The 22,151-nt window shown below is 68.2% G+C and carries 18 protein-coding genes; 11 read left to right on the top strand and 7 right to left on the bottom strand.

What is annotated here, in order from left to right:
• The first annotated feature begins 154 nt into the window (after nucleotides 1–154).
• Together OMP43_RS01925 and OMP43_RS01920 are read left to right on the top strand one after the other, a co-directional pair.
• Nucleotides 155–898, top strand: coding sequence for a CPBP family intramembrane metalloprotease (locus OMP43_RS01925; RefSeq protein ID WP_280277859.1), 744 nt, complete (start codon nucleotides 155–157; stop codon nucleotides 896–898).
• 57 nt (nucleotides 899–955) lie between these two features.
• The gene (locus tag OMP43_RS01920) at nucleotides 956–2,815 is read left to right on the top strand and encodes a CocE/NonD family hydrolase (protein WP_280277858.1); all 1,860 of its coding nucleotides are present in this window, start codon (nucleotides 956–958) and stop codon (nucleotides 2,813–2,815) included.
• A gap of 147 nt (nucleotides 2,816–2,962) precedes the next feature.
• Here OMP43_RS01920 and OMP43_RS01915 read toward each other — a convergent pair whose 3' ends face one another.
• The 6 genes from OMP43_RS01915 to OMP43_RS01890 form a co-directional block, all read right to left on the bottom strand.
• Complete coding sequence (locus OMP43_RS01915; protein ID WP_280277857.1) at nucleotides 2,963–3,613, bottom strand: heme-binding beta-barrel domain-containing protein; 651 nt, start codon at nucleotides 3,611–3,613, stop codon at nucleotides 2,963–2,965.
• Nucleotides 3,613–4,386 (bottom strand): ABC transporter permease, encoded by a 774-nt coding sequence (locus OMP43_RS01910; protein WP_280277856.1) that lies wholly within the window; start codon nucleotides 4,384–4,386, stop codon nucleotides 3,613–3,615. The genes OMP43_RS01915 and OMP43_RS01910 overlap by 1 nt, the downstream gene beginning before the upstream one ends.
• Nucleotides 4,383–5,333 carry an ABC transporter ATP-binding protein gene (locus tag OMP43_RS01905; protein ID WP_280277855.1) on the bottom strand — a complete coding sequence of 317 codons (951 nt, stop codon included), beginning with the start codon at nucleotides 5,331–5,333 and terminating at the stop codon, nucleotides 4,383–4,385. The genes OMP43_RS01910 and OMP43_RS01905 overlap by 4 nt, the downstream gene beginning before the upstream one ends.
• Nucleotides 5,334–5,576: 243 nt before the next feature.
• Nucleotides 5,577–6,359, bottom strand: a complete 783-nt coding sequence (locus tag OMP43_RS01900) for a DsbA family protein (RefSeq protein ID WP_280277854.1) — start codon at nucleotides 6,357–6,359, stop codon at nucleotides 5,577–5,579.
• 5 nt (nucleotides 6,360–6,364) lie between these two features.
• A complete protein-coding gene (locus OMP43_RS01895; protein WP_280277852.1) occupies nucleotides 6,365–7,723 on the bottom strand; it encodes a M48 family metalloprotease in 1,359 nt (452 codons plus the stop codon).
• A 134-nt stretch (nucleotides 7,724–7,857) separates the two neighbouring features.
• Nucleotides 7,858–10,518, bottom strand: a complete 2,661-nt coding sequence (locus OMP43_RS01890; RefSeq protein WP_280277851.1) for a ribonuclease E/G — start codon at nucleotides 10,516–10,518, stop codon at nucleotides 7,858–7,860.
• Between the two features lie 485 nt (nucleotides 10,519–11,003).
• Between OMP43_RS01890 and OMP43_RS01885 the strand changes: the two genes are divergently transcribed.
• The 4 genes from OMP43_RS01885 (at nucleotide 11,004) to OMP43_RS01870 (ending at nucleotide 17,079) form a co-directional block, all read left to right on the top strand.
• Nucleotides 11,004–12,266: an N-acetylmuramoyl-L-alanine amidase gene (locus OMP43_RS01885; RefSeq protein WP_280277849.1), complete on the top strand. Its 1,263-nt coding sequence runs from the start codon at nucleotides 11,004–11,006 to the stop codon at nucleotides 12,264–12,266.
• 279 nt (nucleotides 12,267–12,545) lie between these two features.
• Nucleotides 12,546–15,059, top strand: coding sequence for a transglycosylase domain-containing protein (locus OMP43_RS01880; RefSeq protein ID WP_280277847.1), 2,514 nt, complete (start codon nucleotides 12,546–12,548; stop codon nucleotides 15,057–15,059).
• A 128-nt stretch (nucleotides 15,060–15,187) separates the two neighbouring features.
• Nucleotides 15,188–16,315: a peptide chain release factor 2 gene (gene prfB, locus OMP43_RS01875; protein WP_280277846.1), complete on the top strand. Its 1,128-nt coding sequence runs from the start codon at nucleotides 15,188–15,190 to the stop codon at nucleotides 16,313–16,315.
• Nucleotides 16,312–17,079: a class I SAM-dependent methyltransferase gene (locus OMP43_RS01870; protein ID WP_280277844.1), complete on the top strand. Its 768-nt coding sequence runs from the start codon at nucleotides 16,312–16,314 to the stop codon at nucleotides 17,077–17,079. Before prfB ends, OMP43_RS01870 begins: the two co-directional genes overlap by 4 nt.
• Here the strand turns inward: OMP43_RS01870 and OMP43_RS01865 are convergent.
• A complete protein-coding gene (locus tag OMP43_RS01865) occupies nucleotides 17,065–17,463 on the bottom strand; it encodes a JAB domain-containing protein (RefSeq protein ID WP_280277843.1) in 399 nt (132 codons plus the stop codon). The genes OMP43_RS01870 and OMP43_RS01865 overlap by 15 nt on opposite strands.
• A 148-nt stretch (nucleotides 17,464–17,611) precedes the next feature.
• On the opposite strand from OMP43_RS01865, the gene OMP43_RS01860 reads away from it, so the two are divergent.
• The 5 genes from OMP43_RS01860 to OMP43_RS01840 all read left to right on the top strand — a co-directional run bounded on the left by OMP43_RS01860 (nucleotide 17,612) and on the right by OMP43_RS01840 (nucleotide 22,052).
• Nucleotides 17,612–18,406: a thymidylate synthase gene (locus OMP43_RS01860; RefSeq protein WP_280277842.1), complete on the top strand. Its 795-nt coding sequence runs from the start codon at nucleotides 17,612–17,614 to the stop codon at nucleotides 18,404–18,406.
• Nucleotides 18,403–19,287, top strand: coding sequence for a hypothetical protein (locus OMP43_RS01855; RefSeq protein WP_280277841.1), 885 nt, complete (start codon nucleotides 18,403–18,405; stop codon nucleotides 19,285–19,287). The genes OMP43_RS01860 and OMP43_RS01855 overlap by 4 nt, the downstream gene beginning before the upstream one ends.
• Before the next feature lie 133 nt (nucleotides 19,288–19,420).
• Nucleotides 19,421–19,897 carry a dihydrofolate reductase gene (locus OMP43_RS01850; protein WP_280277840.1) on the top strand — a complete coding sequence of 159 codons (477 nt, stop codon included), beginning with the start codon at nucleotides 19,421–19,423 and terminating at the stop codon, nucleotides 19,895–19,897.
• A complete protein-coding gene (locus tag OMP43_RS01845) occupies nucleotides 19,894–21,066 on the top strand; it encodes a dipeptidase (RefSeq protein WP_280277838.1) in 1,173 nt (390 codons plus the stop codon). Before OMP43_RS01850 ends, OMP43_RS01845 begins: the two co-directional genes overlap by 4 nt.
• A 59-nt stretch (nucleotides 21,067–21,125) precedes the next feature.
• The gene (locus OMP43_RS01840; protein WP_280277836.1) at nucleotides 21,126–22,052 is read left to right on the top strand and encodes a bifunctional riboflavin kinase/FAD synthetase; all 927 of its coding nucleotides are present in this window, start codon (nucleotides 21,126–21,128) and stop codon (nucleotides 22,050–22,052) included.
• Nucleotides 22,053–22,151 lie beyond the last annotated feature (99 nt).

Raw genomic sequence — 22,151 nt, 5'->3', positions numbered from 1 at the left:
TTGGCACGTCAATCGACGAAAGAACCAATATAGTTGCATGCGATATTTGTTACGCCTGACAGTCAATTTACGTTTTTCTTGAACCATCTCCTCATACTTGCCTCGCCGCGCCGCGGCGCTATCCCGCTGCGGGTTCGGAAGGAGGGAGCGGGACATGGATGCGCGCATGGCGCCGGTGCTGCTGGTCGCGTCGCTGGCGGCGCTCGCCTGGTTCCACCGGAACGACGTGCGCGGCTTCGGGCGCTTCCGCGCGATCGAGGGCACGGAAGGGCGCCAGCGCGCCTTCCTGCGCTGGACCCGCAATGCCTGCGCCCTGTATCTGGGGGTGCCGCTGATCGGGCTGGCGCTGCTCGGCAGGCTCGATGCGCTCCTGGCCTTTCCCGATGCGTTCGCCGTGCTGACCCCGGCAATGCCCGACTTTCGCATCGGCAGCCCCCTGGTCCTCGGGCTCATGGCCGGGGCGCTGTTCGGGGGAGGCGCGCTGGGGGCAATGCTGCGGCTCGGGCGCCGCCGCCCCGCCAGGCCGGTGCCGGGGCTGGACATCACCGCGATGCTGCCGCGCAACCGGGCCGAGCTGCTCCGCGTCGTGCCGCTGGTCGTCAATGCCGGGATCGGCGAGGAGATATTCTTCCGCCTCTATCTGCCGCTCCTGATCGTCCTGAGCGGCGGCGCTCCGGCATTCGCCTTCATCGCCTCTACGCTGATCTTCGGGCTGCTCCATCGCTACCAGGGATGGCTGGGCGCGGCGCTGGCGACGCTGCTCGCGGCGCTCTTCGCCGCGCTCTATCTGGGCACCGGCGGACTGGCGGCACCTATCCTCGTCCACCTGCTCATCGACTTCAACGCGCTGGTCCTGCGCCCCGCCATCGCCCTGCGGTTTCACGCGCGACCCGATTGACACCAGCAACACACCAAGTACCCCCTCCTCCCAATTCCGGTTCCGATGGAGGTTCGCATGCGGTTGGTCAGTCTCTTCGCCCTGGCGGTCGCCGCCGCGCCGGTCGCCGCGCTGCCCGCGCGCCAGGCCGCTCCCGCCGCCCCGGCCCAGGCCGAGGGCTCGCCCTTCGTGATGGAGGAGGCGATGATCCCGATGCGCGACGGGACGAAGCTCCACACGGTGATCCTGCGCCCCCGCGACCAGAAGGGCCCGCTGCCGATCCTGTTCAGCCGCACGCCCTATGGCGCCTCGGCCCGCGCGCCGCAGAGCGTGCCGGCCAGCTGGGCGGCGCTGGCCCGCGACGGCTATGTCTTCGTCTCGCAGGACATGCGCGGCCGCTTCCAGTCCGAAGGCGGCCCCTTCACGCTCTCCACCGAGATCAAGACCGGCAAGAACGCCGTCGACGAATCGACCGACGCCTATGATTCGATCGACTGGCTGGTGAAGAATGTGAAGCCCAACAACGGCAGGGTCGGCATGTGGGGCGTCTCCTATCCCGGCTTCACCGCCGCGGTCGCGCTCGCCCGCCCGCATCCGGCGCTGAAGGCAGTGAGCCCGCAGGCCGCCTGGACCGACTATTGGAAGAATGACGACCTGCACCGCTGGGGGGCGATGCGCCTCACCTATGCCAGCGACTGGGTGAACAGCCTCCAGGCCGACAAGACCAATGCCGGCATCGACCTGTACGACCGCTACGACACCTATGAATGGTTCCTCAAGGCGGGCTCGCCGGCGGACATCGAGGAGAAGTATTTCAAGGGCCGGGTGCCGCGCTACCGCGAGATGATCGAGCATCCCGACTATGACGAATTCTGGAAGAAGCAGGTCTGGTCGGACACGCTGAAGCGCACCACCGTGCCGACGCTCAACGTCGCCGGCTATTGGGACCAGGAAGACCCCTGGGGCAGCTGGCAGATCTTCTACAAGCAGCGCGAGAACGATCCGGACAAGCTCGCGCTGATGGTCGCCGGCCCGTGGAACCATGGCAGCTGGCGCTCGCCCGGCAACGCCCTCGGCCGCGTTCCGTTCGGCGTCGACAGCGGCACCCAGTTCATGGAGCAGGTCGAGGCCCCCTTCTTCGCCTATTGGCTGCACGGCAAGGGCACCAAGCCCGATTATGCGTTGAAGAGCTTCCAGTCGGGCAGCTGGCAGTGGAGGACCTATAGCCAGTGGCCGCTCGCCGGCGCGGCGCGCCGCAGCCTGTTCCTCCATGCCGATGGCAGCGTCTCGTTCCAGGCGCCGGCCGCGGGCGAAGGCTGCCGCGAATATATCTCCGACCCGGCCAACCCGGTGCCCTTCCGTCCGCGCCCGATGTCGGCCACCTATGCGACGCCCGACTGGCGCTGGTGGGAGACCGAGGACCAGCGCTTCGTCGAGTATCGGCCGGACGTGCTGAGCTATGTCAGCGCCCCGCTCGACGGCGACCTGACGGTGACCGGCGCGATCACCGCCAGCCTGATGGCCGCGACCAGCGGCACCGACAGCGACTTCGTGGTCAAGCTGATCGACGTCTTCCCCGAGGACTATGAGAAGCCGCCGACCGCGCTCGGCGCCTATGCCAAGGGGATGAACGGCTATCAGCTGCCGATCGCGATGGAGGTTCGCCGCGGCCGCTACCTCCAGTCGCTCGAAAAGGCGACGCCGCTGGTGCCCAATCAGGTCACCGACTGGTCGATCCCGCTGCGCGACCACGACCATGTCTTCAAGAAGGGCCACCGGATCATGGTCCAGATCCAGTCGAGCTGGTTCCCCATGATCGACCGCAACCCGCAGACCTTCGTGCCGAACATCTACAAGGCCAAGCCGGGCGATTACCAGAAGGCGACGCAGAAGGTGTGCGCCGGCTCGGCGATCATGCTGCCGGTGGTGGGGAACTAGCAGCGATCCTCACTTCCCCGTCACCCCGGACTTGTTCCGGGCCCCACCAAGAGGCGAGGTCTGGACAAGAGGCTCAGCGGACAGTCGGAGCGGCATGGTGGACCCCGGCACAGGGCCGGGGTGACGAAACGGGCGGCTTGAAAGTCCCTACCGCTCCCCCCGCGCCGCGAGGATCTGCACCCAGGGGTTGGGCCTGGCATCGCCCACGCGGTGCAGCGCGTTGCGGTCATGATGGTCGAAGCTGCCCTGGCCCTTCACTTCGAGCGTGGTGTGGATGTCGTAGCTCCAGCCGCCCTCGTCGTCGAAGACGATATCGATCGTATAGGCATCGGTGCGGAAGGCATATTCGAGGAAGTCGGTCGAGCAGATGCCGTAGCTGGTCTGCCCGCGCTTCGCCTCCACCCGGATCGCCTTGTCGCCCGGCGCGCCCTTGCCGGCGGCGAGCAGCACCTGGCCGCGCGGGATCGCCAGCGTCTGCAGGATCACGCCCGTGGCCGGCTCCCACAGCCAATAGCCCACCTGGTCGTGGAAGGTGATATCCTCCTCCGCCGTGGTGATGTGGATATGGTAGCGCAGCCCGTAGAAGAGCTGCGGCCCGTTCGCCTGCGGGTCGATCGGCACGAACTCGATCCGCTCGATGAACTCGCGCTGCTCCGGCCCGTCGGCCTTGGGGTTGATGTCGACTCCCTTCCTGCCTTCCCAGCGGCCCGCAAGGCGCGCCAGGGGTCCCAGATTGGCGAGCGTGTTCGGATCGACGTCCTCGGGCTCGGTGAAGATGTCGAGCGGAAAGGGTTGCATCAGTTCTTGAGCCTGTAGCCGGTGCGGAAGATCGCGACGATAAGGCCCAGGCACAGCGCGAGGAAGCCGGCGGTGAAGCCCAGGCTCCAGCGCACGTCGATATCGCCGACATCGCCGAAAAAGGCCCAGCGGAAGCCGCTGATCAGATAGGCCACCGGATTGAACAGGCTGACCGTGCGCCACGGCTCGGGCAGGAAGCTCAGCGGATAGAAGCTGCCGCCGAGAAAGGTCAGCGGCGTCAGGATCAGCGCCGGCACGACGTTCAGCTGCTCGAAGCCCTTGGCCCAGATGCCGATGATGAAGCCGAACATGCTGAAGCTGATCGAGGTGAGCAGCAGGAAGGCGAGCATCGCCAGCGGATGATCGACCCGGAGCGGCACGAACAATCCCGAGGTGAGCAGGATGATCAGCCCGATCACCACCGATTTGGTCGCCGCCGCGCCGACAAAGCCGATCACCAGCTCCACCGCCGAGATCGGCGCCGAGAGCAGTTCGAACACCGTGCCGGTGAATTTGGGGAAATAGATGCCGATCGAGGCATTGGCGACGCTCTGGGTGAGCAGCGACAGCATGATCAGCCCCGGCACGATGAAGCTGCCATAGGGCACCCCCTCGATCGAGGGGATGCGGCTGCCCATGCCGCTGCCGAACACGATGAAATAGAGCGAGGTGGTGATCACCGGAGTGGCGATCGACTGCCAGAGCGTGCGCAGCGTGCGCGCCATCTCGAACTTGTAGATCGCCCAGATGCCGTGGAAATTGATGCCGGTCATGCGGCGGCTCCCTCGTTCGAGGTTTCGCGCTGTTCGACCAGCCCGACGAAGATGTCCTCCAGGCTCGACTTGGAGGTGTCGAGATCCTTGAACGCGATGCCCATCTCGCCGAGCTTGCGGAGCAGCGAGGGGATGCCGGTGCGCTCGGCCTGGGCGTCGAAGGTGTAGCGCAGGCGCGTGCCCTCGTCCTCGAGGCTGAGATGCCATTCCTCGAGGCCGGCGGGGATCGCCGCCATCGGCTCGACCAGCGAGAGGTCGAGCTCGCGCTTGCCGAGCTTCTTCATCAGCGCGGTCTTGTCCTCGACGAGGAGCAGCTGGCCCTTGTTGATCACGCCCACCCGGTCGGCCATCTCCTCGGCCTCCTCGATATAATGGGTGGTGAGGATGATCGTGGTGCCGCGCTCGCGCAGCTTGCCGATCATCTTCCACATGTCGCGACGGAGCGACACGTCGACGCCGGCGGTGGGCTCGTCGAGGAACAGGATGTCCGGCTGATGGCTGAGCGCCTTGGCGATCATCACGCGGCGCTTCATGCCGCCCGACAGCTCCATGATCTTGGCATCCCGCTTGTCCCAGAGCGACAGGTCCTTGAGCACCTGGTCGCAAAAGTCCTGGTCGGGCGCCTTGCCGAACAGGCCGCGCGAGAAGCGCAGCGCCGATCCGACGGTGGAGAACATGTCGACCGCGATCTCCTGCGGTACCAGCCCGATCTTCGATCGCGCGGCGCGCGGCTCGCGCACCGCGTCGTGCCCGGCGACCAGGATGGTGCCGGTGCTCGGCGTCACGATGCCGCAGATGATCGAGATGAGCGTGGTCTTGCCCGCGCCATTGGGGCCGAGCAGCGCGAATATCTCGCCCCGCCTGATCTCGAGATCGACGTGATCGAGCGCCTTGTGGCCTGAGCCATAGGTCTTGCTCACGCCCTTTATGGAAAGAATGGCAGTCATGATGCCCCCGGCCGGGAAAGGACCCGCTAAGTAAGCGCGGCGACGCGGCGCGGCAACCGCTCGGTACAAAAATCGAGGCAGTAATTCCTCCCCGCACTTGCCTGGGAGAGGGGGGCCGCGGCGCGAAGCGGCGTGGTGGACGGGCGCGGCGGTGGCACACCGCCGTCTACGACGGCGGCCCCTCCACCATTCGCTGCGCGAACGGTCCCCTCCCCTAGGCAGGCCGGGGAAGGAATTAGGGAGTTACTTCTTCCGCGCCTCGGCCACGGCGGCGGCGAGCCCGTCATAGTCGCGCATGCCGTAGAGCAACCTGCCGCCGACCACCCAGCTCGGCGTGCCGGTCATCGCCAGCTTCTGGCCGAACTTGTGGTTGGCGAGGATCTCGCCCTCCACAGCCTTGGAGGCGATCGCCTGCCGCGCCCGGGCCATGTCGAGCCCGGCCTTCTGCGCCGCCGCCTCGATATTGTCCGCGCTCGGCCCGTCCGTCGCGAACAGCGCGTCGTGGAAGGCGGGGAACTTGTCCTGCTCGGCCGCGGCGAGCGCCCAGCGCGCGGCGACAAGGCTGTCGGGGCCCAGCACCGGATATTCGCGATAGACCACGCGCACGTTCGGATCGCGCTTCAGCAACTCCGTGATCGCGGGCAGGCTCGCGCGGCAATAGCCGCAGGCATAGTCCATGAAGGCGACCAGGGTGACGTCGCCCCGCGGATTGCCGGCCCAGGCGCCGGCATAGGGCGTCTCCAGCTTCGGGCGCTCGGCGGGAAGAGTCTTCTCGGCCGCGGCCGCCGCTTCCGCCTGCGCCTTCTCCGCATTGGCGCTCTGCTTCCGGTTGTAGCGCTCGACCGATTCGAGCAGCACCTCGGGATGGGCGAGCACATAGTCGTGCACCACCCGCTCCACGCCGCCGCGCGCGCCCATGCCGGGGATCAGCGCCTGGATGCCGGCGAACATGCCCGCGCCGAGCAGCGCGCACAGGACGAAAGCGCCGGCCAGTGCCAGCGGCGACCGCAGAAGCCGTTCGATCATTGCCCCTATCGGTCCTTCTTCTTCTTCCGGCTCTCGTCCCAGGCCGTCTGCGAAACCATGTTGATGTCCTGCGCCCGCACCCAGTCGGCCGAGCCCTGCGGGAGCCCGGCCATCGCGGCGCGCGAGCTCATCAGCGCGGTGCCGACATCCCCGATCAGATGCGCCCGCTCGGCCGTGGCGAGCGCGGTGCGCGGCTCGTCGCCCTTGCGATCATAGACGGTGCCCAGGTTCATCCAGGCGAAGGGATTGTCGTTGTCGCGCGCCACCGCCTGCTTCAGCACGCGCTCGGCCTCGGCAAGGTTCGCCTTGTCCTCGGTCGCGAGCAGCGCGTGGCCGAGCGTGGAAGCGATCAGCGGCTGGTTGCCCGACAGGGCGGTCGCCTCGCGCAGCGGCTCGAGCGCCCCGCGCGGATCGCCCGATTCGAGCATGATCTGCCCTTCGAGCTCGAGGAAATAGGGATCCTTGGGCGAGGCTTTGACCAGCGCCTGGGTCTCGGCCGCCGCCTGCTCGGGATAGCCCGATTTGTGATAGGCATAGGCGCGGGCATAATGCGCCTGCACCGACTGGTCGCTCTGCGGATATTTCGTGAGCGTGTCCTTGGGGTCGCTGACATAGCCGCGCAGCTTGGCCTGGACGCGCTTGAAGCGGCGTTCCAGATCCTGGTCGAGCGGCTTGTTCCAGCTCGGCGCATTCATCAGATCGGCCTTCAGCGTCTCGACGCGATCCTGCGACATCGGGTGGGTCTGGGCGAAGGGATCGACCTCCGGGCTGGTCGAATAATAGCCATAGCGATGCATCTGGGCCGTGAGCTTGTTGAAGAAGCTCAGCATGCCCTTGCCGCTGATCCCGGCGCTGTTGATGAACCGCGAGCCGGCCGCGTCGGCCGAGCTTTCCTGGACGCGGCTGAATGCCAGATACTTGCCGATCGCGGCGCGCTGGCCGGCCATCAGGATGCCGGTGCCGGCCTCGCCGCTGCCCGCCGCCATCGCCGCCACGCCGAGCAGCAGGCTGAGGATCGAGATGTTGGTGTAGCCGCCGTCGTTCTGGAACACGGCATGGCCGCCGACGATATGGCCGATCTCGTGCGCGATCACGCCCTGCACCTCGTTGGCGCTGTCGGCGGCATCGATCAGGCCCGAATGGACATAGACGATCTGCCCCCCGGCGACGAAGGCGTTGATCGAACTGTCGTTGATCAGCACTACCCTGGCATTGGCGGGCGAGAGGCCGGCCACGACGAACAGCGGCCTGGCCATGTCGTTGAGCAGCGCCTCGGTCTCGGCATCGCGCAGGATCGACTGGGCGGCCGCCGGCTGGATCCAGAGCAGCAAGACGGCCGAGAACAGGGCGAGGATGCGCTTCATGCCGTCCGTATCCTCCGATTTCCGACCGCGATCAATGGCGTTGGCCGTGCGCGTGCACCGATGAACCGCGCGTGAAGCCATGAAAAAGGGCGCCGGCCCAACGGACCGGCGCCCCCTTTCCTCAGGCCCGCGAATCAGGCGCCGAAGGTGCGCTGCCACCAGCCGCGACGCGGCGTGCCGTCCTCGCTCTCGGCATCGTCCTCGGCGGCCTCGACCGGCGCGGTGTCCTGCGCCACCGGCACGGGCTCCGCTGCCGGCGCGGCGGCCGCCTCGGCTGCCACGGCCTTCTTCCGGGTGCGCTTCGGCTTGGCCGGCGCCGCTTCCGCCACCGGCTCGGGTGCCGGCTCGGCCGGTGCCTCGACCGCGGGCGCGGCTTCGGCCTCGACGGCTTCCGCCTTCTTCTTGCGGGTGCGCTTCGGCTTGGCGGGAGCAGCCTCCTCCGCGACCGGCTCCGGCGCCGGCTCGGCCGGTGCCTCGGCCACGGGCGCGGCTTCGGCCTCGACGGCTTCCGCCTTCTTCCTGCGGGTGCGCTTCGGCTTGGCGGGAGCAGCCTCCTCCGCGACCGGTTCCGGCGCGGCTTCGGCCGGCTCGGCGATATCGGCCGCGGCCTCGATCACCTCGTCGCCGGCATCCTCGCCGCCAGCCTCGGCGCGATCGCCACGGCGGCCGCCGCGACGGCCACGGCGACGGCGCTTGCGGCCGCCTTCGCGGCCCTCGCCCTCGCCTTCGCCGGCGCCAGCCACTTCCTCGCCCTCGCCGGCCTCGCCTTCCGCTTCGGCTTCCTCGCCGGCATCGGCATCGGCATCGGCCTCACCCTCGGCCGATTCGCCTTCCTCGCGACGGCCGCGCCCACGGCCGCGGCGGCGGCGGCGGCGCTTGCGCCCGCCTTCGCCTTCCTCGCGTTCACCGCGACGCCCGCCCTCGGCATCGGCCTCGGCCTCGAGCTCTTCCTCTTCCTCGTCGAGCTCCTCGATATACTCCTCGTCCTCGGGCTCCTCGATGAGCTTCTCGAACTTGGGCGCATGCGCCGGCGGCGGGCCCGAAGCCTCGACCGACATCCGCGCGCCCTCCAGCTCGCCGTCCGACAGGATCTCGACGGTCACGCCGTAGCGGTCCTCGATCTCGGCAATGTCGGCGCGCTTCTTGTTGAGCACGTAGAAGGCGGCTTCCTGGCTTGCGCGCAGCGTGATCAGCGAGCCGCGGCCACGGGCGGCCTCGTCCTCGATCAGGCGGAGCGCGGAAAGCCCGGCCGACGAAGCGGTGCGGACCAGGCCGGTGCCTTCGCAATGCGGGCACTGCACGGTCGACGCCTCGAGCACGCCGGTGCGCAGGCGCTGGCGGCTCATCTCCATCAGGCCGAACGCCGAGATACGGCCCACCTGGATGCGGGCGCGATCGTTCTTCAGCGCCTCCTTCATCGCCTTCTCGACCTTCCGGACGTTGGACGAATGATCCATGTCGATGAAGTCGATCACGACCAGGCCGGCCATGTCGCGCAGGCGGAGCTGGCGGGCGATCTCATGCGCCGCTTCCAGGTTGGTCGCGGTCGCGGTCTGCTCGATATTGTGCTCGCGCGTCGAGCGGCCCGAGTTGATGTCGATCGAGACAAGCGCCTCGGTCGGATTGATCACCAGATAGCCGCCGCTCTTCAGCTGGACGACGGGATTGTACATCGCCGAGAGCTGGTCCTCGACGCCCGCGCGCTGGAACAGCGGCACCGCGTCGGCATATTGCTTCACCTTCTTGGCGTGGCTCGGCATCAGGAGCTTCATGAAGTCCTTGGCCTGGCGATAGCCGTCCTCGCCCTCGACGATCACTTCGTCGATGTCGCGATTGTAGATGTCGCGGATCGCGCGCTTCAGCAGGTCGCTGTCGCCATAGACGAGCGCCGGCGCGGTCGACTTGAGCGTCTCCTCGCGGATCCCGTCCCACAGCCGGGCGAGATAGTCGAAGTCGCGCTTGATCTCGACCTTGGTGCGCTGGAGGCCCGCGGTGCGGACGATGCAGCCCATGGTCGGCGGCAGCTTGAGGTCCGCCATGATGCCCTTGAGGCGCTTGCGGTCCGCGGCCGACGAGATCTTGCGCGAGATGCCGCCGCCATGCGCGGTGTTCGGCATCAGCACGCAGTAGCGGCCGGCGAGCGACAGATAGGTGGTGAGGGCCGCGCCCTTGTTGCCGCGCTCTTCCTTGACGACCTGGACCAGCAGCACCTGGCGCCGGCGGATCACGTCCTGGATCTTGTAGCGGCGGCGCAGGTTCATGCGGCGCTGGCGCAGGGCCTCGGCCGGGCTGTCCTCGCCGCCATTGCCCTTGCCGCGGCGCTTGCGCGAACGGCCGCCCTCTCGGGCTTCCTCGCCCGCCTCGGCATCGGCCTCGTCCTCGCCTTCCTCGTCGTCGTGCGGGCGCTCGAGCACTTCCACGCCGCCTTCGTCATGGTCATGGTCATGGTCGTGGTCGTGGTCCTCGTCGCCATCCTCCTCGGCGCGCAGCGCGGCCTCCTCGGCGGCGTGCTCGGCCTCCTCGCGCAGCAGCGCGTCGCGGTCTTCCTTCGGGATCTGGTAATAGTCGGGATGGATTTCGCTGAAGGCCAGGAAGCCGTGGCGATTGCCGCCATAATCGACGAACGCCGCCTGGAGCGACGGCTCCACGCGAGTCACCTTGGCCAGATAGATATTGCCCTTGAGCTGCTTGCGCTCGGCGGACTCGAAATCAAACTCCTCGATTCGGCTTCCCTTGACGACCGCCACGCGGGTTTCCTCCCGGTGGCGTGCGTCGATCAGCATACGCATGGTCATTTATTGTTCTCCGGGCGCGCCGGCCCCAGCCCTCTGGATTGGTGTTGCGGAGGGCTCGCGCAGGCGCGCGATATGCAAAGCGGCCTTGGCCGGCGCATTCGCCGGCTGCGGTCTCGCTGGTTTCGAAAACTGCTGCTGCTCGCAGGACACGCGCGAACCGGTGGTCCGCCGACTCCGCCGCCATCACGCGGCCGGCCATCGGGGCCGGTCGGTGCGAGCGTTGCGGAAATTGCCTCATGCGAGCTTCAACCTGAACTGTCGCGGCAGGATGTGGCCGCGGGAAAGGGCCGGCGCAAGGGCCGGCCTGGGGTTGCCTAGCATTACCGCGGCGGCGCGGCAACCTTGGCGCCAACCGGCAAGCCCTTGCCGCCACTGCCGGCAAAAATATGCCGAATCATAAATTAACCGCATCGTTTCACGGCGATTTGAGGCGCGCCGCCTAGTCCGGACTGGTCAGGGCAGACGCGTAGTCAGAGTATCTCATCATGGTTTTGGGCTGGACCCCCGGAGCCCGGGCGCGGCATAGCGTCAGGGTGCTGTTCCTGCTCGCCTTGCTCTCCGGCTGGTTGACCGGAGTTCCCAGCTGGGCGGGCGTCGTGCAGGAAGTGCGAGTCAAGGGTGATCGGGTGATCGTCAGGTTCGACGAGCCCGTCTCGCAGGCGAGCGCCTTCATGCTCGCGGGACCGCAACGTATCGTTCTCGACGCCAGGGGCGCCGAGCCGGGCAATCGCGCCTATGCCGACGGGCCGGTGGCGAGCATCCGCCAGGGCTCGCAAGGGCCCGAGGGCGCGCGGATCGTGCTCGACCTCGCGCGGCCGGCGATCGTGACCGAAGGCAGCTTCGGGCGCGACGGGCGCACGCTCACGCTGCAGTTGCGCACCGTGGACGACGCGCAGTTCGCCCGCGCCGCGGCCGAGCGCCGGATGCGCTTCCTGCCGCCCTTCTCCTATGTGCAGCCTGCCGGGCACAGCAGCTACAGCGAGACGATCGCCCTGCCCCGGCGCGCGCCGCCGGTGGCATTGCCCCATGTCTATGGCGCGGCCGATCGCCCGCTGGTGGTGGTCGATGCCGGCCATGGCGGGCACGATCCCGGCGCGATCGGCGCTTTCGGCCTGCGCGAAAAGGACCTCACGCTCAAGACCGCGCTGGCGATCAGGGACGCGCTGATCGCCTCGGGCCGGGTGCGCGTGGCGCTCACCCGCGAGGACGATCGCTTCCTGGTGCTCCAGGAGCGCTACGGCCTGGCGCGCAAGCTGGGCGCAGACCTGTTCATCTCGGTGCACTGCGACAGCGCCGGCAATGCCGAGGCGTCGGGCGCGACCGTCTACACGCTCTCCGAAGTCGCCTCCGACAAGGAAGCGGCGCGGCTGGCGGCACGCGAGAACAAGGCCGACATCATCGCCGGCGTCGATCTCGGCACGCAGAATCCGGACATCTCCTCGATCCTCATCGACCTCACCCAGCGCGAGACGATGAACGCCTCGGCCGGCTTCGCCCGGCTGCTCGGCCGCGAGGCCCAGCCGCTGATCCCGATCAAGGCCAATTATCACCGCATGGCCTCGCTCATGGTGCTCAAGGCGCCGGACATGCCCTCGGTGCTGTTCGAGACGGGCTATATCTCGAACGCGGGCGATGCCGCCTTCCTCGCCTCGGACGAAGGGCGCAGGAAAGTGGCACAGAGCGTGCGCAAGGCCGTGGAGATCCATTTCGCGACCCGCATGGCGTCGCGGACATTGGCCTCCCGTTGATCACATCCCCTTCTTCTTCCTCCCCTCGGGGTTCATTATAGAGGGTGCGCGGGCAAGTGGTTCCGAAGGCGATATAAAAGGGTTTCGGTGCGATTCACCCTGGTCGCCATCCCCGCGCAGGCGGGGTTCCAGGGCGATGCAGCGATGTCCTGCGTGACTCCGGACCTCCGCCTTCGCGGGGATGACGGGGAACTCGCGGGCGTGACGGAGGAAGGCGCGATGCCGGCCACCAGACTCCCTGCTTCCTTCCGCTCCCAATCCTGCTAAACCGCGAGCCGCATGTCCGACGGTTCGACCACTTCCAGCGTAAAGATGCGCATCAAGCGCGAGATCGGGGGCTTCAAGGGGCTGTTCGGCCGCGTGCGCCACCGCTGGTGGTTCCGGGTCCTGGCGGTGCTGGCGCTGCTCGCCGGCCTGTTCGTGTTCCTCGTCTGGCTGTTCATCGCGCGCAACCTGCCCTCGGTCGACACGCTGAAGAACTACGAGCCGCCGCTCCCGACGAACGTCCGCTCGGTCGAGGGGCTGCCGATCCACAGCTATGCGCGCGAGCGCCGCGTGCAGCTGAGCTTCGCCGAATATCCCAAGCTCCTCGTCGAGGCGTATATGTCCGCCGAGGACAAGACCTTCTTCGAGCATCACGGCGTCGATTTCCCGGGCCTCGCCCGCGCCGCCTTTCAGGGGCTGATCAGCGGCTCCACGCCGCGCGGCACCTCCACGATCACGCAACAGGTCGCGAAGAACCTGCTGGTCGGCAACGAGACGAGCTATCTGCGCAAGGCCAAGGAGGGCATCCTTGCCTGGCGCATGGAGGACACGCTCACCAAGCAGCAGATCATGGAGCTGTACCTCAACTCGATCGAGCTGGGGCGCAACGCCGGCGGAGTCGAGGCGGCGAGCCAGGCCTATTTCGGCAAGGAGCTCGACAAGCTCACCTTGCCGCAGATGGCCTATCTGGCGATCCTGCCCAAGGGCCCGTCCAACTACGACCCCGAACGCCATACCCAGCGCGCGCTCGATCGCCGCAACTGGGTGCTCGGCCAGATGCTCGGCAACGGCTTCATCGACCAGGCCCAGCATGACGCCGCGGTCGCGGCGCCGCTCGGCACCGTGCCGCGCCAGACCCCCAAGTTCGAGCGGGTCGGCGGCTATTTCACCGAGGAAGTGCGCCGCCAGCTGCTCGACAAGTTCGGCGAGACGGATGCGAGCGGGCCGTACAGCGTCTATTCGGGCGGCCTGTGGGTGCGCACCTCGCTCGACCCCAGGCTGCAGCAATATGCGCAAAAGGCGCTGCGCGACGGCCTGCTGCGCTATGATCGCGGCCGCGGCTGGTCCGGGCCCATTGGACACGCGGATGCCGACAACTGGCTCCAGTCGTTCCTCAACACCAATATCGGCCTGGATTACGAGGATTGGCGCGCCGGCGTGCTGATCGAGCGGGCGGGCGATGGCTGGCAGATCGGCTTCGACGACGGCACCACCGGCACCTTGCCCAAATGGGGCGCGACCATGCCGGTGCGCGGCCAGGGCGGCCAGGCGTTCGACGCCTTCAAGCCCGGCGACATCGTCGCGGTGGCGCCCGAGGCGGGCGGCCAATGGTCGCTCCGCTCGGTCCCCAAGGTCTCGGGCGGCATGGTGGTCGAGGATCCGCGCACCGGCCGCATCCTCGCCATGCAGGGCGGCTTCGATTCGCGCATCCAGGCGTTCAACCGCGCCACCCAGGCGCAGCGCCAGCCGGGCTCGACGATCAAGCCGATCGTCTATGCCGCCGCGCTGGAGCAGGGCATGACGCCGACCTCGATCGTGGTCGACGGCCCGTTCTGCGTCTGGCAGGGCGCCAATCTCGGCCAGAAATGCTTCCGCAACTTCGGCAATGCCCGTGGCGCCGGGCCCAAGACGCTGCGCTGGGGCATCGAGCAGTCGCGCAACCTGATGACGGTGCAGATCGCCAACCAGACCGGCATGGACCATGTCGTCGACCTGATGCAGCGCATCGGCGTGTCGCGGCAGAAATTCCCGCCCTATCTCAGCTATGCGCTGGGCGCGGGCGAGACCACCGTGCTGCGCATGGTCAACGCCTATTCGATCCTGGTGAACCATGGCCGCGCGCTCAACCCGTCGCTGATCGACTTCGTCCAGAACCGCAAGGGCGCGGTGGTGTGGCCCGAGAACTGGCGCCCCTGCGAAGGCTGCAACGCGCCCGACTGGAAGGGCGGCGCGATGCCGCGCCCGGTCAATCGCGCCAAGCAGGTGATCGACGCGCTCTCCGCCTATCAGATGGTCCATATCGCCGAGGGCGTGGTCCAGCGCGGCACCGCCACCGTGCTGCGCGACATGAACCGGCCGATGATGGGCAAGACCGGCACCACCTCGGGCCCCACCGACGTGTGGTTCGTCGGCGGCACGCCGCAGATGATCGGCGGCCTCTATATCGGCTATGACACGCCGACCAACCTGGGCGGCTATGCCCAGGGCGGCTCGATCGCGGCACCGATCTTCAAGGAATTCGCCATCCCCGCCTTCGAGGGCATGGAGAAGATCCCCTTCACCGCGCCGCAGGGCATCCGCATGGTCCGCATCGATCGTGCCTCGGGCAAGCCGGTGACCGGTGCCTGGCCGTCGAGCGACCCGCTCTCGGGCGTGATCTGGGAAGCGTTCAAGCCCGATACCGAGCAGCGCCGCGGCCGGCGCGAGCAGGACGAGACCCAGGAAACCAAGGCCGTCGAGAAGAAGGCCGCGCCGAAGAAGCAGGAAGGCGACAGCGACTTCTTGCAACGCGAGGGCGGAATCTACTAGCGCGCGTTCTCATATAGGTCGTCATTCCCGTGAAGGCGGGGATTCAGAGCCAAAGGCGACGCCGCTTGTTACCCTGGATCCCCGCCTTTGCGGGGATGACGAAGTAGTTAGTTCGAAAGGTAAAACCCATGCGCGCCGAAGCGCAGGCTCATGTCGACAACATCAAGGAGTCGCTCGCGCTGCTCCGCCGCTTCCTCGATTGGGATCGCGCGCTGCGCCGCCTCGACGAGCTGAACGCGCGCGTCGAGGACCCGACTCTCTGGAACGACGCGAAAAAGGCCCAGGACGTGATGCGCGAGCGCCGCCGCCTGGACGAGGCGATCTCCGCCACCCGCGCGATCGAGACCGAGCTCAACGACACCGCCGAGCTGATCGAGATGGCCGAGGCCGAGGGCGACGAGGAAATGGCGAGCGAAGGCACCGCCAGCCTCGCCGCGCTGGCCGAGCGCGCCGAGAAGGACAAGGTGATGGCCCTGCTCTCGGGCGAGGCCGATGCCAATGATACCTATATCGAGATCAACTCGGGCGCCGGCGGCACCGAGAGCAACGACTGGGCCGGCATGCTCCAGCGCATGTACACGCGCTGGGCGGATCGGCACGGCCTCAAGGTCGAGCTGATCGACTTCCATGCCGGCGAGCAGGCCGGCATCAAGTCCGCCACGTTGCTGGTCAAGGGCGAGAACGCCTATGGCTATGCCAAGACCGAGAGCGGCGTGCACCGCCTCGTCCGCATCAGCCCCTATGACAGCGCGGCGCGGCGCCACACCAGCTTCTCGAGCGTGTGGGTCTATCCGGTGATCGACGACAATATCGAAGTCGAGATCAACGAGAGCGAGCTGCGCATCGACACCTATCGCGCCTCGGGCGCGGGCGGCCAGCACATCAACACCACCGATTCGGCGGTGCGCATCACGCACATCCCCACCGGCATCGTGGTGCAGTGCCAGAACCAGCGCTCGCAGCACAAGAACAAGGCCGAGGCCTATAACCAGCTGCGCGCCCGCCTCTACGAGCGCGAGCTGGCCGAGCGCGAGGCGGCGGCGAACGCGACCAATGCCACCAAGACCGATATCGGCTGGGGCCACCAGATCCGCTCCTATGTCCTCCAGCCCTATCAGCTGGTGAAGGACCTGCGCACCGGCGTCACCTCTACCGCGCCATCCGACGTGCTCGACGGGGACCTCGACGCCTTCATGGCGGCTGCGCTATCGCAGCGCGTGACCGGCGAGACGGTCGAAGTGGAGGATGTCGATTGAGACCGGGCCTCGCCCTGCTCCTGGGATTGGCGCTGGCCGCATGCAGCGGCGGGCCGGCGCTCGACAATCGGGAAGAGGGCGCCCCCGCGATCAACAGCGGCTTCCCCGCCGCCGACCGGCCGGTCGCCACCATCCTGTCCCCGCGCTGGTCGACCGAGGAAGCGCGCGACCGGCTGAACGAAGCGGCGCAGGTGATGGACCTAGCCGGGATCAAGCGCGACATGACCGTGGCCGATATCGGCGCGGGCGAAGGCTATTACACTGTCCGCCTGGGCACCCGCGTCGGCAAGAAGGGCCGGGTCGTCGCCGAGGACATCGTGCCCGACACCATCCAGAAGCTCGCCGGCCGGGTGATCCGCGAGCGGCTCGACAATGTCAGCGTGCGCCTGGGCCTGCCCGCCGATCCGCGCCTGCCCGAGAACAGCTTCGATCGCGTCCTCATGGTCCATATGTACCATGAGATCGAGAGCCCGTACGAGTTTCTGTGGCGGCTCCGCCCCGCGCTCGCGCCCGACGGCCAGGTCGTGGTGGTCGACGCCAATCGCCCGACCCAGGATCACGGCACGCCGCCGGCGCTGCTCAAATGCGAGTTCGCCGCGGTGGGCTATACCCTGTCCTCGATCCGGCCGATGCCTTCGGCCGGCGGCTATATCGCGATCTTTCAGGCGCAGGGCGAGCGGCCCGAGCCGAGCGCGATCCGCGCGTGCAAGAGCGGCAAGACCGCGACGCCGGCCAGCATGTCCAGGGAATCAAAGGAGCCCTAGGTTGCGGAAGCTGGTGGTACCGCGCGCCGCGACCACCAGATGATCGAGCAGCCGCACGCCCAGCGTGTCGAGCGCGCGGGCGAGCCGGTCGGTCGCCACGCGATCGGCCTGGCTGGGGGTGGGATCGCCGCTCGGATGGTTGTGCGCCATCACCACCGCAAAGGCATGGAAGGCGATCGCGTCGGCCGCCACGTCGCGGATCGGCAGGTCCAGCCGGTCGCGATGCGCCGAGCGGACATGGCGCAGGCCCAGCACCTGCTGGTGGCGGTCGAGATAGGCGAAGGCCATCACTTCCACCGTCTCGCGCGCGAGCGGCGCGAACAGCGCGCCGGCGGCCTGGGCATCGGCAAGGCGCAGGGGCGGGTTCTCGGCACCGGACAGCATCGCGCGGCGCTGCCATCCGCCATCCGCCGGCCGAAGCGCGAGCGGGTCCGTTCCGGACGGGCGGGGCCGGCATCCGAGACGGCTTTTCTCCACAATGGAGGCAACTCGCCCGCTTGGCGCCGCCGGGGCGCGGGGCTAGGCTGCGCCCATGCAGCAATATCTCGACCTGATGGCACGGGCGCTCGCGCACGGCGCCGAGCAGATGGACCGGACCGGCACCGGCACGCGCAGCGTGTTCGGCCACCAGATGCGCTTCGATCTGGCGCAGGGCTTTCCGCTGCTCACCACCAAGAAGCTGCACCTGCGCTCGATCATCGTCGAGCTGCTCTGGTTCCTGCGCGGCGACACCAATGTGAAGTGGCTGCAGGAACGCAAGGTCAGCATCTGGGACGAATGGGCCGACGAAGCGGGCGAGCTGGGCCCGGTCTATGGCAAGCAGTGGCGCGACTGGGAAGCGGCGGACGGCCGCCATATCGACCAGATCGCCGAGCTGATCGAGACGCTGAAGACCAATCCCCATTCGCGCCGGATGATCGTCTCCGCCTGGAACCCGGGCGAGCTCCACGCCATGGCGCTGGCGCCCTGCCACTGCCTGTTCCAATGCCATGTCGCGAACGGCAGGCTGAGCCTCCAGCTCTACCAGCGCTCGGCCGACATCTTCCTGGGCGTGCCGTTCAACATCGCCAGCTATGCGCTGCTCACGCACCTGCTCGCCCAGCAGGCGGGGCTGGAAGTGGGCGACTTCGTCTGGACCGGGGGCGACTGCCACCTCTATTCGAACCATCTCGACCAGGCGCGCGAGCAGCTCACGCGCGCGCCTGGGCCGATTCCGCGGCTGGAAATCCTGCGGAAACCCGCATCGATCAGCGCGTATGAATATGAGGATTTCGTGATCCACGATTACGTCGCCCAGCCGCACATCAAGGCGCCGGTCGCGATATGATCCGGCTGGCCGCGCTCGCCCTGCTGGCGGCCGCGGCCCCGGCGGCGGACCAGGAGGCCGGCTATCAGGTCGTGCCGTCCAAGGCCGACCCCGCGGTCAAGGCGTTCGACGATCCCAGCTACATCTTCGCCGGGGACCGGCTGCCGGCCGATGCGCCGCTCGCGGTGTTCCTGCCCGGCACCAACGGCAAGCCCGCATATAACGCCGGTCTGATGCGCTTCGTCGCCGGGCTCGGCTACCGGGCGATCGCGCTCGGCTATGACAATGATCCAGCCGTGGTGCAGGTCTGCACCACCGACCCCGATCCCGATTGCGCCAGCGACTTTCGCGAGATGCGCGTCTTCGGCACCGGCAAGTCCAGGGCGGTGTCCAACCCCCGGGCCGAGGCCATCGTGCCCCGCCTGGTCGCGCTGCTCCGCCTGCTCGAGCGGGAACAGCCCGGCCGCGGCTGGGGCCGGTATCTCGACGGCGACAGCCTGAACTGGGGCGCGATCCTCTTCTCCGGCCAGTCGCAGGGCGCGGGCATGGCGGCCTGGATCGCCAAGCGCCACAAGGTCCGCCGCGTCGTGCTCTTCTCCAGCCCCTGGGAGACCAGCGGCCGCCAGCGCCGGCCCGCGCCCTGGATCTCCGGGCCCAGCGCCACGCCGGTCGCGCGCTGGCAGGCCGCGTATAACAGCCGCGAGAACACGGTGCCGCTGATCCGGGCGGCCTATGCCGCGCTCGGCCTGCCGGCGGCCCAGGTGCATGTGCTGACGCTCGACCTGCCGCCGGGCTTCGGCGCGAACAGCCCCAATCCCTATCACGGCGCCGGCATCCGCGACCCGCGCTATGCCGAGCTGTGGCGCACCATGTTCGGCAAGGGCACCGACGCGCCGGAATGATCCATGGCCGTCACCCTGAACTTGTTTCAGGGTCCAACTATCCACAGACGATATCCTTCGCGGCACCTTGGATGCTGAAACGCGTTCGGCATGACGGGTTTCAATACAGAACCACATCTGCTTCTGTCGCCCGATGCAGCGGATCTCCTTCCATCTCGCCCGGGCCGACAATGGCGTGATCGGCGTCGACGGCCGGCTGCCCTGGCACCTGCCGGCCGATCTCCGGCGCTTCAAGGCGCAGACCATGGGCAAGCCGATGATCATGGGGCGCAAGACCTTCGAGAGCTTCCCCGCCCCGCTGCCCGGCCGCCGCCACATCGTGCTGACCCGCGACGCCGGCTGGCGGGCCGAGGGCGCCGAGGTGGCGCATTCGCCGGCAGAGGCGCTGGCGCTGGCCGGTCCCGGCGAAGTCGCGGTGATCGGCGGCGCCGAGATCTTCGCGCAGTTCGCGCCCGACCGGATCGAGCTCACCGAAATCCATGCCGCGCCGCCAGGCGACGCGATCGTCCCCGCTTTCGGGGTTGAATGGCGCGAAGTTGCGCGCGAGGATTTCACCGAGGAAGCGGGGCGCCCTGCCTATAGCTTCGTGACGCTGGAGCGGGTGGGATGAAGAAGAAGATCCTCTGGGGCGTGCTGATCATGCTCCTGCTGGCCGTGGTCGGCTTTTTCGGCTTCGCGCCGGGCATCGTCGAAGGCAGCATGAACAAGGTGGTGCCGGTCAAGCTCGCCAAACCGAGCGACGCGGTGAAGCAGCTCCACGCCTCGCTCCAGATCGCCGACATGCACGCCGATACGCTGATGTGGCGCCGCAGCCTGCTCGAGCGCTCGAACACCGGCCAGGTCGACTTGCCCCGGCTGATCGAGGGCAATGTCGCGCTCCAGGTCTTCTCCTCGGTCACCAAGACGCCCAAGCACCAGAATTACGACGCGAATTCGGGCGACACCGACAATATCACGCTGCTCACCATCGCCCAGCTCCAGCCGCCCAAGACCTGGACCTCGCTGCTCGAGCGCTCGCTCTTCCATGCCCGCAAGCTCGATCGCGCGGCGGCGGGATCGAACGGCAAGCTGCGCGTGATCCATAGCCCGGCCGATCTCGACCGCCTCCTCGCCGATCGCGCGGCGGGCCGGAAGGTGGTGGGCGGCATGCTCTCGATCGAGGGGCTGCAGGACCTGGAGGGGCAGATCGCCAATCTCGACAAGCTCCACGCCGCGGGCTTCCGCATGGCCGGGCTCGCGCATTTCTTCGACAACGACATCGCCGGATCGATGCACGGCATCCACAAGGGCGGGCTCACCCCGCTCGGCCGCCAGGTGGTGGCGCGGATGGAGCAGCTCGGCATGATCGTCGACATCGCTCATTCGAGCCACGAATCGGTCGCCGAGATCCTGGCGATGGCCAAGCGCCCGGTCGTCTCCAGCCATGGCGGCGTGCAGGCGACCTGCAAGGTGAACCGCAACCTGACCGATGCGGAGATCCAGGGCGTGGCGCGCACCGGCGGCGTCGTCGGCATCGGCTATTGGGACGCGGCGGTGTGCGGCACCGAGCCGGCCAATGTCGTCCGCGCGATCCTGCACGTGCGCGACCTGGTGGGGATCGACCATGTCGGGCTCGGCTCGGATTTCGACGGCGCGGTGACGACCGGCTGGGATTCGTCGCAGCTGATCGCGATCACCGGCGCGCTGGTCGATGCCGGGCTCTCGCCCGACGACATCCGCAAGGTGATGGGCGGCAACGTGCTGCGCGTGATCCGCGCGGGGATCGTGGCGGGACAGTGAAGGCCCTCCCGCAGGGGGAGGATTTGATCGCCACGCTCGCCCCCCCTATAGGCGCGCGGATGGAGCGGCTGGACGGCGGCTCGGCGGTGCCGTCCCGCTATCGGGGGGCGATCGTCGCGCTGGGCAATTTCGACGGATTTCACCTGGGGCATCAGGCCGTGGTCGGCCGCGCGGTCGCGCGCGCCCGGGCCGAGGGGCGGCCGGCGCTGGTCGGCACCTTCGATCCCCATCCCCAGCGCTATTTCCGCCCCGACAGCCCCTGGTTCCGCCTCACCACCATGGACCAGCGCCAGCGCCTACTCGCCGAGGCCGGGGTCGACGCGATGCTGGTCTTCCCGTTCAACGCCGCGCTGGCGGCGCTCAGCGCGCGCGGCTTCGCCGAGGAGCGGCTGGTCGGGTTCATCGGCGCGGGCGGCGTGGTGACCGGCGGCGACTTCACCTTCGGCAAGGGCCGCGAGGGCGATGTGGCGATGCTCGCCGCGCTGGGCGACGAGCTGGGCTTCTCCGCCGAGACGGTGGCGCCGGTCCGGCTCGACGGCGAGATCGTCTCGTCGAGCCGCATCCGCGAGCATCTGCGCGAGGGCCGCCCGGCCGAGGCGGCGCGGCTGCTCACCCGCCCCTTCGCGATCGAGGGCGTGGTCCAGCATGGCGACCAGGTCGGCCGCACGCTCGGTTTCCCCACCGCCAATCTCAGCCTCGCCAACTATCTGCGCCCCGCCTACGGCATCTATGCCGTGCGCGGCCGGCTGGCCGATGGGCGCGTGCTGGGCGGCGTCGCCAGCCTGGGCATCCGCCCGACCTTCGAGCCGCCGGTCGAGCTGCTCGAGCCGCATTTCTTCGATTTCGACGGCGACCTCTATGGCCAGACGATCGAAGTGCAGCTGGTCGACTATCTGCGTCCCGAGGCGAAGTTCGATTCGCTGGAGGCGCTCACCGCGCAGATCGCCGCCGACGCGGCCCGGGCGCGCGCGCTGCTCGCCCGATAGGAAAAGACGCGCCCGCACGCATGCGAGACTTCCCGAAATCGCCCGTCCGGCGCGGCATCAGAACATCTGCTTTGCATGCCGCGCGGCTTCCTCTAATTC

Origin of the sequence: Sphingomonas sp. CBMAI 2297 (assembly GCF_029870595.1) — a bacterium.
Classification (GTDB): Bacteria; Pseudomonadota; Alphaproteobacteria; order Sphingomonadales; family Sphingomonadaceae; genus Sphingomonas.
This window is presented reverse-complemented; position numbering and strand designations above follow the sequence as displayed.